The sequence below is a fragment of the Candidatus Zymogenus saltonus genome (genome assembly GCA_016929395.1).
Lineage (GTDB): Bacteria > Desulfobacterota > Zymogenia > Zymogenales > Zymogenaceae > Zymogenus > Zymogenus saltonus.
Genome location: JAFGIX010000085.1, coordinates 49,931 through 67,323 on the forward strand (window position 1 = coordinate 49,931; position 17,393 = coordinate 67,323).

The 17,393-nt window shown below is 50.8% G+C and carries 13 protein-coding genes and 1 pseudogene; 3 read left to right on the plus strand and 11 right to left on the minus strand.

The genetic code is table 11. The features are described from left to right. Window positions 1–672 precede the first annotated feature (672 nt). From JW984_15675 to JW984_15725, 11 genes and pseudogenes are all read right to left on the minus strand, one after another. A pseudogene (locus JW984_15675) lies at window positions 673–1,248 on the minus strand (GTPase domain-containing protein). Between the two features lie 13 nt (window positions 1,249–1,261). Beyond that, the gene (locus tag JW984_15680) at window positions 1,262–2,347 is read right to left on the minus strand and encodes a hypothetical protein (GenBank protein MBN1574637.1); all 1,086 of its coding nucleotides are present in this window, start codon (window positions 2,345–2,347) and stop codon (window positions 1,262–1,264) included. Beyond that, a complete protein-coding gene (locus JW984_15685; protein MBN1574638.1) occupies window positions 2,344–3,003 on the minus strand; it encodes an SPOR domain-containing protein in 660 nt (219 codons plus the stop codon). The genes JW984_15680 and JW984_15685 overlap by 4 nt, the downstream gene beginning before the upstream one ends. Window positions 3,004–3,479: 476 nt before the next feature. Continuing rightward, entirely contained in the window at window positions 3,480–5,561 is a 2,082-nt protein-coding gene (gene fusA / locus JW984_15690; protein MBN1574639.1) for an elongation factor G, read from the minus strand. Window positions 5,562–5,679: 118 nt separating this feature from the next. Next, window positions 5,680–6,462: a type III pantothenate kinase gene (locus JW984_15695; protein ID MBN1574640.1), complete on the minus strand. Its 783-nt coding sequence runs from the start codon at window positions 6,460–6,462 to the stop codon at window positions 5,680–5,682. A gap of 7 nt (window positions 6,463–6,469) precedes the next feature. After that, window positions 6,470–7,264 (minus strand): biotin--[acetyl-CoA-carboxylase] ligase, encoded by a 795-nt coding sequence (locus JW984_15700; GenBank protein ID MBN1574641.1) that lies wholly within the window; start codon window positions 7,262–7,264, stop codon window positions 6,470–6,472. Then, window positions 7,261–8,118 carry a carboxylating nicotinate-nucleotide diphosphorylase gene (nadC, locus tag JW984_15705; protein ID MBN1574642.1) on the minus strand — a complete coding sequence of 286 codons (858 nt, stop codon included), beginning with the start codon at window positions 8,116–8,118 and terminating at the stop codon, window positions 7,261–7,263. The genes JW984_15700 and nadC overlap by 4 nt, the downstream gene beginning before the upstream one ends. Window positions 8,119–8,178: 60 nt before the next feature. Further along, window positions 8,179–10,869: a valine--tRNA ligase gene (locus JW984_15710; protein MBN1574643.1), complete on the minus strand. Its 2,691-nt coding sequence runs from the start codon at window positions 10,867–10,869 to the stop codon at window positions 8,179–8,181. 89 nt (window positions 10,870–10,958) lie between these two features. After that, window positions 10,959–12,704 (minus strand): response regulator, encoded by a 1,746-nt coding sequence (locus JW984_15715; GenBank protein ID MBN1574644.1) that lies wholly within the window; start codon window positions 12,702–12,704, stop codon window positions 10,959–10,961. A gap of 12 nt (window positions 12,705–12,716) precedes the next feature. Further along, the gene (locus tag JW984_15720; protein MBN1574645.1) at window positions 12,717–13,163 is read right to left on the minus strand and encodes a chemotaxis protein CheW; all 447 of its coding nucleotides are present in this window, start codon (window positions 13,161–13,163) and stop codon (window positions 12,717–12,719) included. Window positions 13,164–13,181: 18 nt separating this feature from the next. Next, window positions 13,182–13,811 carry a chemotaxis protein CheW gene (locus JW984_15725; GenBank protein MBN1574646.1) on the minus strand — a complete coding sequence of 210 codons (630 nt, stop codon included), beginning with the start codon at window positions 13,809–13,811 and terminating at the stop codon, window positions 13,182–13,184. A gap of 392 nt (window positions 13,812–14,203) precedes the next feature. Here JW984_15725 and JW984_15730 point away from each other — a divergent pair, with 392 nt between their 5' ends. The 3 genes from JW984_15730 (at window position 14,204) to JW984_15740 (ending at window position 17,199) form a co-directional block, all read left to right on the plus strand. Then, entirely contained in the window at window positions 14,204–14,827 is a 624-nt protein-coding gene (locus tag JW984_15730; GenBank protein ID MBN1574647.1) for an MBL fold metallo-hydrolase, read from the plus strand. Between the two features lie 447 nt (window positions 14,828–15,274). Then, complete coding sequence (locus JW984_15735; GenBank protein ID MBN1574648.1) at window positions 15,275–15,784, plus strand: tetratricopeptide repeat protein; 510 nt, start codon at window positions 15,275–15,277, stop codon at window positions 15,782–15,784. A gap of 311 nt (window positions 15,785–16,095) precedes the next feature. Then, window positions 16,096–17,199 carry an endonuclease/exonuclease/phosphatase family protein gene (locus JW984_15740; protein ID MBN1574649.1) on the plus strand — a complete coding sequence of 368 codons (1,104 nt, stop codon included), beginning with the start codon at window positions 16,096–16,098 and terminating at the stop codon, window positions 17,197–17,199. Window positions 17,200–17,393: the final 194 nt, after the last annotated feature.

Consider the following 17,393-nt stretch of genomic DNA (forward strand, 5'->3'; position numbering starts at 1 on the left):
TTATTGACCGCTGTATCGTCTTCTCCCCATGCCGGAAAGGCGAAAAAAAGTGGATGGAGATATAAAATGAGAAGGCTTTAGTCTTCAGAATATATCCTTGTCCTTTTCGCTGTCGCTTATCTTGAAGCTGATATTCAACTGGACGTCCTTTTTTATATCGTTCAGCCTGAACGTGAGGGGTATCTTAAATGCGGTCGCGCCCAGCCTCTCCACCTCGCCCCCGAGGACAAGCTCCACTTCGGCAGGCCTCCGATCCGCGGCTGTAATTTCAACATCATCCGGCCTTTGAGACGAGACGTCTTTTTCGATCCCGACCTCTATCTCCATCTGTTCGGACCTCGAATCCGACCTTCCGGAAAAATCTCTGCTGTCGAGATCCACCTCGATCTCTTCGGCCTCCCCGTGCTCGATCTCGATTTCACCACCACCCTTGCCTCTATCGGCATCGTCATACTCTCCCATTACGCCCAGGTCGTCGGTCTCCGGCCCCATCTCCTCGCCGGTATAAGTCACGATTTCTTCCGACCCGAGGACCTCCTCCTCCGAGCTTCCCAATATCTCTTCCTCCTCCCTGGTCATTACCTCCTCCTCGGAGGAATAGTCGCCTTTTTGAGCCTCATCCACATCCAAGCCTGACTCGTACCGGAGGATCTTCTGGGCTTCGTAAGAATCCTTGAGATGCCGCAACACCATCTTCGATATCCCTGTAAGCGTAGACATCACTCCTGGCCCCTGGGTCGCGATCGCCTCATAATATGGATAGCCTTCCTTATTGAGGCTTGACAACATATCCTTCACCTCACAGGTGTTTTTGAGATCGCGCTTGTTGAACTGGAAAACAAACGGGAGGGTCTTTATGCTTTTTCCGTATTCCATGAGGTTGTCTTCGAGGTTCTTTATGCTTGCTATGTTGTCATCCAGTTTTTCCAATTGCGAGTCGGCCACAAACACAACACCGTCAACGCCCTTTAGAACCATCTTTCTCGTTGCGTTGTAAAAGACCTGCCCCGGGACCGTGTAGAGGTGAAACCTCGTCGTAAATCCCTTTACGTCCGGGATCTCCACCGGCAGAAAGTCGAAGAAAAGGGTCCGGTCGGTCTGGGTTGGGAGGGTAATAAGTTTTCCGCGGTGCTCGGGCCTGAGCTTCTGATATATATACTGGATATTGGTTGTCTTTCCTGAAAGTCCGGGCCCATAATATACTATCTTCGCGTTTATCTCTTTATTTGCATAATTAATCAGGGCCATAACTAATCCCCCTTTAACTACGCTTTTCTCTTGCGTACAAGATCTTTTTCGCGTTGTTGGAAATAAGCGACGAAACGTTCCTGCTGTTTGAGATGTCCCTGATGTCCTTTTTGGATAATGTATTCATGAGCCTCATCGCCACCGAAGGCGGTGTCTTAGGATTATTGACAAGGGCAAGCTTAATGGAGTATGTCTTCATCCATTCCTTGTTTAAGGTGATCAACCTTATCGCCTCGTCGCTCGCCTGCTTGGATTTGGCGACATTGAGTATCTCTTCTTCCGTGATCTTCGGGCTCTTTATCGTGGCCGCCACAACGATCTTGCTCGAATCTCTGAGGAGAATTGTTCGTTCCTCTTTTTCCGCGATCGTAGCGAGCTTTATCTTCTGTGACACATTCATCTTCATAATTCTTTTCGCCGCATTGCCCGTTTCTTCCTCCTCTTCAGAGGAGGTTTTCGCCTTGTCGACTCCCGCCGAAGATACCGGCACCGCAACCCTCCCGGCTCCACCGTAACCCGTCCCGACCTCGGCCCCCCCGGCCCCTCCCCCGTCCGAATCCACGACGCCCATAACTACAACCTCGGAATCATCGCTTTGACCGAAGGCGGCTTCAGACCTATCCCTTAATTCTCTCAACCTCTCCTTTGTTGCGACCGATAACATAGGATTGCCCATGAGGGCGTTAAATATTTTATCTGAACGAAAAATCCTTTCGTGGTTTTGACTTATCATCTCGGCAATGGCCGTGCTTTTTGCCCTGGCGAGATAGGCTATGGTGTCATCGGGAGTGTTCTTGTTTAGAATGGCGCCCTTGATGAGCTTGTTTCTGTCCTTGTGATATCGAACCAGAAAGTCTATCACTCCGGGCTCGATATCCTTGTTTATCAGCTCGACTATAATATCCGTCGAGAATTCCTTGAAATTTCCCTGGGCCCTCTTTTTGACCTCGGTGTCCCTGTCGAAACAGAGGATATAGAGTATTTTAATCAAATCCGCCGGTGGAAGCGGTATGGCGCCGTTGGCGGCCATCAGCCTCACATTTCTTGGTGACTGTGGACTTACGAACTTCGCTATATCCTTTGTTATCTTTACTCTCATTGTTCCTTGTTTACAATGATGGGAGTAAATCCCTTTTCCACCAATGCGTTCATATCCCTCTTCGCGTCCTCGATATCATAGTAGCTCCCGATTCTCAGGCGCTTTAACGTAACTTCGACCTTTCTCCCCTCAATCTCGGCATTGTAACCGAGTTCTTCGAGCCTCTTTAATGACGCCTTCGCATCCTCCTCATAATAGAAGAGCCCCGAGGCCACATCGAAGAGACCGGCCTTGCCCTTTATTGAAACGGAGTCGAAATCCTCCGAATTGAGCGTTATTATCAAGGCCTCCGCCTCCTTTTTATTGAGGTGCCGCCCGATAATCGGGCAGTACATGATTATCTCTCTGTTTATCTCCTTGATGTAAGGGGAGTAGCCGAGCGTGGAGACACCGTCCCTGACCCTGTCAAGGTTTTTGTCGAAAATAAACGCCCCCAGCTGAATTGTAAATACTTCTTCAGTCCGACCGGTGTTTTCCCCAACCTCCATTTCACCTCTATCGCCCTTCCCAAAATCAATGAGCTCGCCGGGTGAGACGGGATGAATTTCATCTCCCGCGTCCCAGGTCGGCTCCGATTCGATCATTATCGGAGTAAGTATACTATCTAAAACGACTTTTGTTGATTTATCGTCAAATTCCACGGGAGTCTTGGGCATAGGTCCTTCTTTTTCTTTTTTCTCCCTGCACCCGGTGGAAAATGCAACGACAAAAACAAATACTGAAAACATGAGAAGGGGAAACAGCATCGACATAAGAGAAAAACTCGGTTGTCTGCTGTACCCTTTTATAAATGAATCATCCGAATCCATTTAAGTGATACCCTAAACCCGACACTAAAATCCGATTTGAAATCTATATTGAAATTGAGATTCCTTAAGAAAGGACTTCGTGAAGAAAATAGCTAATAATTCTGCCTCTATCTATACTTTAACTTGATTTCCCGTACGGCTCCGCACAGAAATCAAGGTCTAATCCTTCGATGCCCGTCTGCCCCCCACACAGATTAAGGTCTTTTCCGTCAACCCCCACCGGCCCGCACTCAGATCAAGGCCTCATCCGTCAATCACCACCGACCCCACACGCAGATATAAGCCTAATCCGTCAATTCCCGTCAAAAAAATCTCCTACCCCCTTATTCTTCCCCCTCTTTTTGGGCCGCCTCTACAATCTTGTCCATAAGCTGCGCGGGGACCTCTTCGTAGTGATCTATCTCCATCGTGAAGGTGCCCCGACCGCTCGTTATTGATCTGAGGTCGGGTGCATAACTCAACACCTCGGCCATGGGTACAAAGGCCGTTATAATCTGGATGCCCTCCTTTGAATCGACGCCGGCAACCTTGCCCCTGCGGCTGTTAAGGTCGCCCATGACATCGCCCACGTTGTCCTCGCTTACAACGATCTCCATCTTCATTATAGGCTCCAGTATCACCGGCTTGCACTCCTTGAAGCCCTTTTTGAATCCGAGAGAGGCGGCGATCTTGAAAGCCATCTCGGAGGAGTCAACGTTGTGATAGGAGCCGTCGACAAGCCCCACCTTCACATCGACCACGGGATAACCGGCGATTACACCCCCCGCCATCGCCTCCACTATTCCCTTTTCACATGCCGGGATATATTGTCTCGGTATCACTCCGCCGACTATTTTGTCCACAAACTCGAAGCCCTTCCCCCTGGGCTGCGGCTCTATCTCTATCCACGTGTCTCCATATTGGCCCTTCCCGCCGGTCTGCTTCTTGTATTTTCCCTGTACCCTGGCCTTTCCCTTTATTGTCTCCTTGTAGGGAACCTTCGGCACAAGAAGGTCGACATCCACGCCGAATTTACTCTTCAGCTTCGCGATGATTACCTCGAGATGAACCTGTCCCATACCCGACAGGAGGAGCTCTCTGGTCTCGTCATTTCTGTGTATTTTCAGCGTTGGGTCTTCCTCGATGAGTCTATGGATGGAGGTCATGATCTTGTCTTCGTCCCCCTTGCTCTTCGGGACGAGGGCAAAGGACATAATGTGCGGGGGAATCTTGAATCCGGGGAACACCACCTTCCTGGATTCATCCACAAGGGTATCTCCCGTGACGGTATCCTTGAGCTTTGCGACGGCGGCGATGTCCCCCGCCGGCGCGGTATTTGTAGGCTTCTGCTCCTTCCCCCTCATATGCATGATCTGCCCGATCCTCTCCTTCGATCCCTTGGTGCTGTTGAAGATGGTCGAGTCCGCCTTTATCGTTCCGGAGACCACCCTGAACACGGATAGCTTCCCGGCGTAAGGATCGGCGATCGTCTTAAAGATCAATGCAGCCGCCGGTGCGTCTGGATCTGCCTTGACCTCGACATCCCCCCCGGAGACCGAGTCCTTTGCCTTAAAGGGCTTCCTCTCCATTGGAGAGGCGGCGATATTTGCGAGGAAGTCGAGGAGGGGCTTTACCCCGATATTTTTCAGACCCGACCCGCAGAATACCGGCACCAGATTCCCGTTTTTCACCCCCTCCTTGAGGCCCATTGAGAGCTCCTCCTGGGAGAGCTGCCCCGTATCGAGGTATTTCTCCAGCAGGGAATCGTCCGATTCCGCAATCGACTCGATCATTTCACCCTTAAGATCTTCGATAACAGAAGACAGCTCCGCCGGGATTTCGTCCTCGGTGAACTTCCCGGATGTATCGTTGGCGTAGTTCAACGCCTTTCCGCTTATCAGATCCACAACCCCCGAAAACGCCGCCTCCTTCCCGATCGGGTAGGTCATCGCCGCGAACCTCCCCTTGAACGCCCCTTTTATCGCCTCAAAGGTACGGTCGAAATCCGCCCTCTCTCTGTCCAGCTTGGATATAAAAATCATCCTTGGGATCCCGAACTCCTCGGCCCTCTTGAACATATTCTCAGTCTGTATCTCCACGCCGCCTACCGCATCCACAACGACAACGGCGTTATCCGAGACCGAAAGGCTGATCTGGGCCTCCGTGCTGAAATCGGCGTCCCCGGGCGTGTCAATAAGGTTGACCTTTTTCTTCTCCCATTCAAAATCGAAAAATGAAGAGCTTATGGATATATTTCTCTTGGTCTCCTCGGGATCGAAATCCATTGTGGAGTTGGAATCATCCACCTTTCCCAAACGATCGATGGCTTTCGCATAGAACAGTATCGCCTCGGCAAGGCTCGTCTTTCCACAACCGCCGTGACCAACCAGTGCGGCATTTCTGATATCGGAAGTTTCAAATTTCATTTAGAGTCTCCCCTGTTTCTCATAATGTTTAATCATATATTTTATTTATAGGAAATGTCAAGGAAAGTTTCAGTTTCGTACCGTTAATCTCGTCCCTTGTTTACCCAGAAAAAAAATTTTAAACATTCGTTTCTCGCGGGCGGTTTATGTCATGAATGATCTTAAGCCCCTTGAGGGTGAGAAAGCCGTCCACCTCATTGATGGTTGTCGATTCCTTGGCGATTATTCCCGATAGACCGCCGGTGGCTATCACGTAAGGCTCTTCCTTCATCTCCTTTGATATCCTCCTCACAATCCCATCAACGAGGTCCACATAACCGAAGATTATCCCCGACTGCATACTGTGTATGGTGTTTTTGCCTATAACGGAGTTGGGCCTTATAAGCTCGACCTTGGGAAGCTTGCTCGCCTTCAAGAATAGGGCCTCGCTCGAAGTAGTAAGCCCCGGAGATATTACCCCCCCTATGTACTCTCCCTTCCTGCTGACGCAGTCAAAGGTCGTTGCCGTTCCGAAATCTACTACGATCAGGGGCCCTTTTATCTTATGATATGCGGCCACGGCGTTGACGATCCTGTCTGCCCCCACCTCCCTCGGATTGTCGTAAGTTATCGGCATTCCCGTCTTTATCCCAGGCTCTATATGCATCGGGATCAGATTAAAATACTTTTTGCACAATTCATCGACCACACCGACCATCGGCGGCACAACGCAGGAGACTATAACGCTCTTTATCTCGCCGGGGCTGATCCTCGAAGAGTAATAGAGGTTCTGCAGGAGTACGCCGTATTCGTCCGACGTCTGCTCCGGCCGCGTAAGCACCCGCCAGTTACTGATCAGCTCGTCTCCCTTGTAAACCCCGATAACTGTGTTCGTATTGCCTACATCCAAAACAAGCAACATCTCGTCCTCATGAATAGGTTTTCAATTCGCCCGATATCACCTTTTTAACGGCCCCCTTCTCATCTTCTACCAACAGAAAGCCGTCCTCGTCAACCCCCAGGGCAAGCCCGTCGACAACTTTGTTCTCCTCCACAACCACCGAAATCCTTTTCCCTATTGTAGTGCACATAGCCCTGAACTTCTTGATTATCTCCTCGAAGCCTTGATTATTGTACTTTTCGTACCAAGAATCGAGACGATAAAACAGCTTGAAAATAACATCCTTGACTGATACGGCATAACCGATTTCGAGATAGAGAGATGTCGCCGTATCCGTCAAGACGGTTGGAATCTCCATCTTGGTGCTGTTCACGTTTATCCCGATTCCTACCACGAAGAAACGGTCTCCGTTTCTGTCCGTTCCCATCTCCAACAATATTCCCGATACCTTCTTGCCGTCAATCAGGACGTCGTTGGGCCACTTTATAGAAACCCCCTTTGAAACATAGTCGTTTACGGTTTCGGCAACCGCCAGGGCCGAGAGTATCGTAAGGAGCGAGGCCTTCTCCGCCGAGACCTTGGGCCTCAAAACCAGCGAAAGGTAGACATTCTGCCCGCCGGGAGACGACCAGACCCTCCCCCTGCTCCCCTTTCCCCTTCTCTGGTTTCTCGCTATCACGACCCACCCTTCGTCAACCCCGTTCACAGCCAGCCTGTAGGCATCCTCGTTGGTGGAGTCGGTCTCGTCCATGTAGATGACCTCTCTCCCCACAATACTGGTTTTGAGCCTGCCTTTCATAAAAAAGGAGAGTTTCTCGATCATGGAACTTCTATCTTCATATTGATATCCACCGATCTGGCCCCGTGGGTCAGATAACCCATAGATATAAAATGAACGCCGTCAACGTCGTAATTTTTAATATTCTCCGGGGTAACTCCGCCGGACACCTCTATCAGGGCGCGGCCGCTGATCTGCTTCACGGCGTCTTCCACTTTCCCCCGATCCATGTTGTCCAAAAGAAGGACGTCCGCCCCGGCATTTATCGCCTCCTCGATCTCCTCTGGATTTTTCACCTCCACCTCGATCTTCAGTGTATGGGGGACATACTCCCTTGCGCTTTTTACGGCCCCCGTTATTCCCCCGGCCGCGGTGATATGGTTGTCTTTGATCAAGACGCCGTCTGTTAGCGAGAAGCGGTGGTTGTGTCCGCCCCCCACCCTCACCGCATATTTTTCGAGGTAGCGCCATCCGGGCGTCGTCTTTCTGGTGTCGACCACCTTGACGCCGCTCTTGCCCAGCTTTTTTACCACACTCGAAGTCAGCGTGGCGATGCCGGATAGCCTCATCAGGAAGTTCAAGGCCGTCCGCTCACCCATCAGAAGGACCCTCGTGGGCCCTTTAACCCTCAAGATCGTATCACCGGCTTTGATCTCGTCGCCGTCGCATTTCTCTTCGGTGAACTCGACGCCGCCGCCGCAGCACCTGAAGACCTCCTCGAAGACGTCTATCCCCGCGATTACAAGGGGCTCCTTTCCCCTCACAACGGCCCTCGACATTGTCTCCCCCCCTCCCCTCCCTTCCCCCCTGATTGTTGCGGCCGTGGTCACATCGCCGCCGGCTGCGTCCTCGGCCAGGGCAAGACCGATAAGCTCTGTGACGCTTCGCGTAATCTCCATCGAATCCCCGGAATATCGATCAGTCAAAAAACGTCGATCGAAAAAAATCGTCAAAAAACGCTACGAAGACGCGCCCAGGAACTTCTCCACCTTCTTCAGGCTATCGAGGAGGTTGTCCCTCTTGGCGATGATCGTCTCCCTCTTGTTCCTCTCCTTTGCGACCACCTCTTCGGGCGCCTTGGAGACGAAGTTTTCGCTCCCAAGCTTTCCCTCCACCTTCATGAGGTCGCTTTTAAGCTTTTCCATCTCCTTATCGAGCCTCTTCTTCTCTTCCGTGAAATCCACAATCCCGACAAGGGGTACGTAGATGGCATAGGGCCCCGTGATAGAGGTGGCGGAGCCCTCCGGCTGCTCGAGGTTTTGTCCCGTCTCGATTTTATCCACCCCCGCCAGCGACTTGATGTATACGCCGTACTCCTTTATCAGCTCAAGGTCTTTTCCGTCGGCGGACGAGATCATAACGGCAAGCTTCTTCTTAGGGTGGATGTTCATCTCGCCCCTGATGTTCCTGATGTTTGTCACGATGTCTCTGATATGCGCAAAGGAGGACTCTGCGTCGGGAAAGGTAAGGGAATTCTCCTTTTCAGGAAAGGGCGACTTCATTAGAAAGTCGGGGGCGTCCTTCGCTTTATCCTTTATGTTACCCATTATATTGGAGTATATCTCCTCCGTGACGAACGGAATTATCGGGTGAAGGAGCTTTAGGGTCCTCGTAAGGGCGTATGTAAGGACGTTTTTCGTCCTCTCCCTCTCGGACTCGTTTTCGGAATATAGATATATCTTGCTTATCTCGATATACCAATCGCAGAGCTCGTGCCAGACGAACTGGTAGAGGGATGCGGCGGCAACATTGAACTCATAGTTTTCCAGGGCGTTCGTCACCTCCTCCGTGACGGACTGGAGACGGCTCAAAAGCCACCTGTCGGCCAGGTTCAGATTCTCCTTGGCAAAATCTAAATCGGGGGCATAGCCGTCGCCGATGTTCATCTGGACGAACCTCGCGGCGTTCCAGAGCTTGTTTATGAAAAAACGGTACCCCTCGATCCTCGACTCCGATAGCTTGATGTCCCTCCCCATAGCGGCAAAGGCGGTCAGCGTGAAGCGGAAGGCGTCGGCGCCGTACTTTTCTATTATCGTCAAGGGGTCGATGACGTTCCCCTTCGACTTGCTCATCTTCTGGCCCATCTCGTCACGAACGAGGGCGTGGATGTAGACGTCCTTAAACGGCACGTCCTTCATGAAGTAGAGCCCCATCATCATCATCCTGGCCACCCAGAAGAAGATGATGTCAAAGCCGGTGATGAGTGCCGAGGTTGGATAGTAGACATCGAGGTCCTTCGTCTTATCCGGCCAGCCCATAGTCGAGAAGGGCCACAGGGCGGAGCTGAACCATGTGTCGAGGACGTCTGTGTCCTGCGTGAGCTTTTTCCCCTTGCAGGCGCTGCACTCCTTCGGGTCTTCCATAGAGACGATCACCTCGCCGCAGCCGTCGCAGTACCAGGCGGGGATTCGGTGCCCCCACCAGAGCTGCCGGGAGATGCACCAGTCCCTGATATTCTCCATCCAGTCGAAATAAGTGTTCTCCCACTGTTTGGGTATAATCCTCGTCCTCCCGTCCCTAACGGCGGCGATCGCCTCCTTTGCCAGGACGTCCGCCTTGACGAACCACTGCTTCGAGACGAGCGGCTCCACCACTGTGTGGCACCTGTAACATTTCCCGAGCGGAACGGGGTAGTCCTCTATCTTTTCCAGAAGCCCCATCTCCTCGAGGTCGGAGACGACTTTTTCCCTCGCCTCGTATCTCTCCATCCCGTTGTATGGGCCGGCGCCTTCGTTTAAGGTGCCGTCCTCGTTGATTACCACGATCCTCTCGAGGCCGTGGTTGTTTCCTATCTCGAAGTCGTTGGCGTCGTGTGCCGGCGTTATCTTCAGCGCCCCTGTTCCAAACTCCAGGCTCACGTAATCATCGAATATCACCGGAAGCTCGCGCTTGATTATGGGGAGGACGAGCTTTTTACCCTTAAGGTCTTTATACCGCTCGTCGTCAGGATTTACCGCCACGGCGGTGTCGCCGAACATCGTCTCGGGCCTCGTCGTGGCGACCACAACGAACTTCTTTTCGTCATCCAGATAGGGGTACCTGATATAGTAGAGGTGTCCCTTTGTATCCTCGTGCTCCACCTCGAGGTCCGCAAGGGCGGTGTGGCACCTGGGGCACCAGTTGCTGATGTAATCTCCCCTGTAGATCAGCCCGTCCTTATAGAGCGTCACGAAGACGAGCCTGACCGCCTTCGATAATCCCTCGTCCATCGTAAAACGCTCCCTGCTCCAGTCGCAGGAGGCGCCGAGCTTCTTCAGCTGCTTGATGATCAGTCCGCCGTGCTCCTCCTTCCACTCCCATACGCGGTCTACGAACATCTTCCTGCCAAGGTCGTGTCTGGTCTTTCCAATCTTGGCCAGATTCTTCTCGACGACGTTCTGTGTGGCGATTCCGGCATGATCGGTCCCGGGCATCCAGAGGGTGTTTCTCCCCTGCATCCCCTTGAACCTGATAAGGATGTCCTGAAGGGTGTTGTTGAGGGCGTGCCCCATGTGGAGTGATCCTGTGACATTAGGGGGGGGTATTACGATGGAGTAGGGTTCGGAGGTCGATTCGTTATCGGCCCTGAAGAGTCCCTTTCGATCCCAAAATTCATACCATTTGTCTTCGATCTCGGCGGGATTGTATCCCCTGTTTCCACCTTCCACTATATAAAATGCTCCCCTTACTATATTTGCTTTATACAAAAAAATCAGGGGAAGAAATTCCCCTGAAGAGATTCAACTTATAATCGGAACTCCTATCTATTCTTTTCACCCTTAAGTCTGCGTATCTCGTCCTTTATAAGCTCTTCCGCCAATTCGGGCACGACCTCCCAGACCACCTTCTGCACGATCTCCCTCGCAATTTTGTCGACGGCGGTTGCCACCTCCCCCTCGCTCATATCCTTCCTTACGGCATCCGGTATTACTCCCTCTTCTATCACCCTCTCCTTGACCATTCGGGATATTTCTTTCGCGCGCCCCCCGATTTCACCCATATCCAAATCGTCACCGGAAAAATCCATTGCGTCTTTCGTCCCTATAACGGGCTCTTCACCCATATCTATTACCATAGTATCATCAACTTCGTCAAATCCACCGAAGGAATCCGACTCGGACTCGGTCCCTTCCATATTCCAGTCCACCTCGTCGAAGGATTTTTCGGACGGTGCGGATTCAAAACGAGAGGGTTTATCCATATCAAAGCCGCCGCCCATATCACCCATATCTACGCCCATGTCTCCATTAAATGCGAAATCATCGCCGGAGCCGGAAATCGCGTCGGATTCATCCCCCCAATCCAGCTCGATGGAATCCTCTTCCCGAGACCCGCCAACGGGAAAGTCGTCCGTATCCCCCGGCATTTCGTCCGAATATTCGACATCATTCAGCTCTATCTCCCGACCGGAAGTTTCTTCGCCAAATCTATCATCCCCAAACGCCCCATCCTCCGGCAGGGACACCTCCTCGTCGACAAAGGAACTTTTTTCTGTATCTTCGGAAAAAATACCTTCACGGCCTATATCTTCTCTTGTATCTACATCCTCATCCCATCTCGTGCCTACAGTGCCGGTCTCGAGATCTCCCATCGAGATCTCATCTCCCAGCTCGAAGCCGTCATCCGCAAAACCGGTCTCTCCGGCAAGGGGGGTGTCCGTCTCATCTCCTATCGTAAAGTGCTCTTCGGGGATCCTTGTCTCCTCTATTACCATGGTCTCCGAATCGGCCGTGTCCGATTCCTCTGAATGGTCTTCATCACCCCAAAGCTCGTCCGTACCCCCTATGTCCGAAGGCTCTCCTCCGCCCGAAAGATCATCATACTCTTCAACCGACCAGATATCATCCTTACTGGCAGGCTCCTTATTTTTAGGAGGACTATCCATATAATCATTTCTTAATATCCGCTCTTTAGGCTTAATCGTGTCAAACGGCTCTTCGACGGGGAAATCCGTCGAGTCCAATCCCCCTTCCGATAATTCGATATCCTGAGTATCCATGGAGGTATTATATGCCCTATCTTCCGTCGGTGTCTTAAATTCATCGAAGTCTCCGAGATCGTCAATCCCCTCCAGATCATCGAGTCCACCGATATCGTCGATTTCGGTCTCGGCCGCCCTGACAGGCGCCCGGGCGCCGCCCTTAAATACCATCTCTTTGATCTTGTTTACAAGAGAGTGGGACTCGAAGGGCTTCTTTATAAAGTCATCGGCGCCCACCTCCGCCGCCCTGTCCTCGTCAAAAGGCTCGAAGGTTCCGGTCAGAAGTATCACGGGTATTTTTGCCAGACCGTCGCTCGCTTTTATCTCCTGGCATACCTCATAACCGTCCTTGTCGGGCATTACCACGTCCAGCAGGATTACATCCGGCCTAAGCTCATTCGCCTTGGCCACGGCTTCCGTTCCGTTGTCAACGATGGTAAGCTCGAAGTCCTCGTGAGCAAGGGTAATGCTGACTACCTTCTGAATCGTTACACTATCGTCCGCCAAAAGAATCTTTTTTGACATATTAAACGACCATTATTGAAGTTGTCTATCCGCCACAACAAGGGCACCAACATCGAGGATTATAAATCTTCTGTCTTTCTGCTCGGCCCTCGCCCTAAAATATTTTTTGACCACCCCTTTAAATTCCGGAGGGAGGGGAGCGGGGTCCAATTCAAGTTGAATGACCTCGTAATCACCGTCAATACTCAGGCCGAAGGTTTCATCACCGACCTTAACCAAAAGGGCCATGTCTCCTCTCTCATCTTCCTTCAATCCAAGACGTCTCTTCAAGCTCAGATAAGGTATCGGCTCCCCCTGGTGAACAATAAAACCGAGAACAAAATCCGACAGCAACGGGGCCATAAAAACCTTCTCAACCAGAACAACCTTTACGACCTCTCTTATCGATATTCCGAAACTTCTATTTCCAAGAGAAAATATAAAATACCGCTTTTCAATGTCACCGTCTAAAAGTCTCATTGCTTCATTTATAAAGGCTTAATCCGATGGCAAAATCATCTCCATCAACCAGGGGATATTCAGAAGTAAAACCATATTGCCCGAGATCATCAGCAGCTCCTGATATATCTTGGTCGATTCATTAACGGCTATTTCAGGAAACGGGAACCTGTCAAACGACCTTTCGTCCAAAACCCCCTCTATATAGTCTACAATAATCCCTCCCCTCTGCAGCTCTGAGCTGTCTCCAAGACCCCTTTTTATGATTACCATGCTGTTGACGGATTCCATCCCCCTCCCTCCTCGTCTGACCGATTTCCCTCCACCCCCCCTTTGTCTTAACGATTCTCCCCTTCCCCCCTCGCCTTTCCAGTCTGTGTCTGAATCTCCATTCCCGAGTCTGAAGTAACCCTTGATATTAAACACGGGGATTTTTTCGTCCCTTATATTTATAGAACCGAGGATATTCTTGGTCTTTGATCCTTTATCGTTATAATTCACATCTCCCGTCTGGATAATCTCCGCCAAGAAAACGGCGTTCAACCCGAAGAGTACCCCTCCCACGGAAAATACCAAGATGAGCTTTTTATCTACGGCAAACGTATCGTATCTGCCAACCGAATATCTGCTGCCCTTGAAATTTCCGATCTCCCCTCTGTCAGCCGCCACGCTTTATTACCCCCCCTTTAATTTGTAACAAGACCTTCCCTAATGTATCACATCCGTTTACAGATTGCCCAGCAGCTAAAAATGCCGAACTCCCCTATTATTCCGTTTTATCGTTCCCCCACCACCCAGATTACCCAACCCACAACCCCCCGTCCCAAAAATATATACCCCCCCACACAATTGCCCACCCCCCCTGATTTATGATGCTACAATTCCCTAATAGAAGTTATCATAATTAGAGATTAGTGTCAAGTTTTTAATGTCAAAAAGAAATAGTGAAAAATACTACTTTTGTTGTTAAGCGGTTATTCAAGATAGACTTATTCCTCCTTGACACAACAGCTAATTTGAGAGTATATTTTGGTAAAATACCTTAAATGTGAGGCAGTGATATGTCTGAGATTTTGAATAAGATTCACTGGCTGGGCCACTCGGGGTTTCGGGTGGAAGGATCAAAGACAGTTTACTTCGATCCCTACAACATCGCCGGGGGGCCGACGGCTGACCTCATCCTTGTATCCCACACCCACTACGATCACTTCTCGCCCAACGACATAAAGAAGGTATCTGACGGAAACACGACCCTTGTTATCTCATCCGATGCAAACCCGGATTTTGCGGGCGAGGTGATAAAGCTCGTGCCAGGAAAAACGGTCGACGCAAAGGGGATGACCATAAAGGGAGTCCCCGCCTACAATGTAGGCAAGCAGTTTCACCCTAAGGCGAACGGCTGGCTAGGCTACCTTCTCACCATCGACAATGATACGATCTACCACACGGGGGACACCGACCTGATTCCGGAGATGAATGGGATTAAAGCTGACGTGGCGCTCGTTCCCGTCGGCGGGACGTTCACCATGGACGCCGCCGAGGCGGCAAAAGCGGTCAAGGCGATGGGGGTAAAGGCCGCAATCCCGATGCACTGGGGCGAGATCGTGGGGGATGAATCGGACGCCCGGAGATTCAAGGAGCTCGTCGGGGACGCCGCCGAGGTCGTGATATTGAAGAAGGAGTGAAGAAAGGGTCCTGAAAAGACAAGGACATTTATTGAGGCTTCACGAAGTCTTTGAAAGAAAGAAGTAAGACACTTTTATAAAAAGGGGGCCTTGAACAGAAGTATAATAGATTAAAATGTCATTATCCTGGGAAGCGGAAATCCAGGTAAATACAAAATGTCAATCCCTTGGGAAGCGGGAGTCCAGTAAAATCCAGTTAATATAAAAGTGTCATTCCCGTGAAAACGGGAATCCAGGCTTGTCCCCGCGGAAGCGGAAATCCATATTGAAATTGTCTGGATTCCCAGTTAAGTTAGGAATAACGGGATGAATTCCCGTTGTTATCGGGAGTGACAAAATTTCAAAAGAGTAACGGAGGACAAGGGGAGTAAAACAAACCGAATTATGAAATGTTAGGTATTTTTACAAAGAGCCAATTTAAAAAGGGTTTTATCACAGGAGGAAAATGTGAAAAATTTCAGGTTGACTGTAATTATGCTTCTGGTAGCTGCTTTTATCCTGACGTCGGTTTTGGCAAACGCCCAGAGCAAAGCCGCAATTGAATGGTATAACAAGGGAATTCACGAAAACGATCTAAACAAAAAGATCGAATACTACTCAAAGGCGATAAACATCGACCCTAATTTCACCCTGGCCTACAACAACAGGGGGGTTGTATACAAGAATTTGAAGAGGTACGACGAGGCGATAGCTGACTACAACAGGGCCATAAACACCAAACCGAATTTTGGCATGGCCTATAATAACAGGGGGATTGCATATTTCTATCTAAAGAAATACAACGAGGCGATAGCCGACTTCACGAAGACAATCAGCCTCGAACCGAACAACCCCAATCCATACTTCGATAGGGGCTATACCTACGAGACCACGGGGAGGATCAGCGAGGCAAAGAGGGACTATCAGAAGGCATGCGATCTTGGGGCCGTTGAGGCGTGCAAAGAGCTGAAGAAGTAGGGCTGGCTTAATGCACTGTCATTGCGGGGAGCTCTGGCGAGGAGATGAGGCAGTCTGGTGGCATCTCCCCCAAAACACCAGATTGCCCCGCTCCTTTTTTAAATAGATATTGGTCGCTCGCAATGTCATATGGGGGCGACAAGGAAAACAGCAAAGCATTATCATTGGGCAACGAAGCAATCTCTCGGCGTACAAACACGCGATTGCCTCGCTCCGTTTTAAATAGATATTGGTCGCTCTAAATGACGGAACATCGCTAAGACTTATTAGAACAATACAATAAATAGTAACCTGTTTTAAAGGAACCTATCATGAAAAAGACGATCTCGATATTTATTGCCATGCTAATCATTTTGGCGGTCTCGACAGCCGCCCAGGCGAAAGACGTCAAGCTGGTCGACTACAACGTCTGGTTCGGACTCGACGGCAACGGGACATTTAAGATCGGTGAATACGAGGACAAGGCCACAAGGTGCAAGCGGTTCGACCTTCTGGTCTCGGGGCTTATGAAGCTGAACCCGGACGTAATCGGCATCCAGGAGGCGAACGAGCTTCCCGGATACGCCAGGAGGCTCGCCCGCAAGATCGGCTACAGCGCAGTCTGGAAGGTGGGCAACTCCGGCCTCAAGCTCTTCGGATTCGGCATCCCGGTGAACTTTACCGAGGGGGATGCCGTCCTTGCCATGAGTAACCACAACCTCGAGTTCCTGGGGGCAAGACGCCTCTCCGGCAAGGGTATCCAGCGTGACTACCTCTCCGTCCACACGAAGGAGGTCAGAAACGTCATGGCGACGAAGGTGGTGATCGACGGAAGGCCCTTGATCGTTTTCAACACCCACACTCACTTCAGCCTCATCATGGACGAGACCTGGACAAATAAGCTCGAAGATATGGTCATTGAAGGGAACATCACCAGAGAGGAGAAGGACGCGATCCTGGCGGAGATGGAGGAGAGCCACGAAAGGACCGAAAGCGACGTCATGAACCTCACGGCGTTCGTCAAGGAGATCACCAAAAAGTACGATTACCCCTACGTCATCATGGGAGACTTCAACACCACGAAGAATTCCCCGGCGATCCAGAAGATGATAGCAGACCTTGGCCTTCTCGACCCGTACGAGCTGATGAACCCCGGGGCGGACGGCTTCACCTGGGATTCGGTAAAGAACCCGAACACCGCCTTTGATGGATCGCAACGCTGGGCCGACGGCAAGACCTTGAAAGACCCCCTGAGCCGCCTCGAGGCTCAATTCGATTTGGAAACGCCAAGGAGGATCGACTTCATCTTTCTTTCGAGCCACTTCAGGCCGGAGGATATTAAGTCGTCCCGGCTTATTTTCAACGAGCCGGTCGACGGAGTCTTCGTCTCGGATCACTTCGGCGTCGAGGTTATTTTGGAGGGGATACCCAAGTAGGATTTGGCAGTTATTGTGAGGAAATGTTAATTGTCATTCTCGCAAATGTCACTCCCGTGAAAACGGGAGACAGGTATAATATCTTTCTGGATTCCCAGCCAAGCTGGTAATGACGGCATAGGGACTCCTAATATACTAATGTCATTCCCGTGAAAACGGGAATCCAGAGGGATGTCCTGTGAGTCGGGTTCTAC

Coding starts and splice junctions, on each gene's coding strand:
- JW984_15680 (MBN1574637.1), bottom strand. CDS start 2,347: ATGAGAGTAAAGATAACAAAGGATATAGCGAAGTTCGTAAGTCCACAG.
- JW984_15685 (MBN1574638.1), bottom strand. CDS start 3,003: ATGCCCAAGACTCCCGTGGAATTTGACGATAAATCAACAAAAGTCGTT.
- fusA (MBN1574639.1), bottom strand. CDS start 5,561: ATGAAATTTGAAACTTCCGATATCAGAAATGCCGCACTGGTTGGTCAC.
- JW984_15695 (MBN1574640.1), bottom strand. CDS start 6,462: ATGTTGCTTGTTTTGGATGTAGGCAATACGAACACAGTTATCGGGGTT.
- JW984_15700 (MBN1574641.1), bottom strand. CDS start 7,264: ATGATCGAGAAACTCTCCTTTTTTATGAAAGGCAGGCTCAAAACCAGT.
- nadC (MBN1574642.1), bottom strand. CDS start 8,118: ATGGAGATTACGCGAAGCGTCACAGAGCTTATCGGTCTTGCCCTGGCC.
- JW984_15715 (MBN1574644.1), bottom strand. CDS start 12,704: ATGTCAAAAAAGATTCTTTTGGCGGACGATAGTGTAACGATTCAGAAG.
- JW984_15720 (MBN1574645.1), bottom strand. CDS start 13,163: ATGAGACTTTTAGACGGTGACATTGAAAAGCGGTATTTTATATTTTCT.
- JW984_15730 (MBN1574647.1), top strand. CDS start 14,204: ATGTCTGAGATTTTGAATAAGATTCACTGGCTGGGCCACTCGGGGTTT.
- JW984_15740 (MBN1574649.1), top strand. CDS start 16,096: ATGAAAAAGACGATCTCGATATTTATTGCCATGCTAATCATTTTGGCG.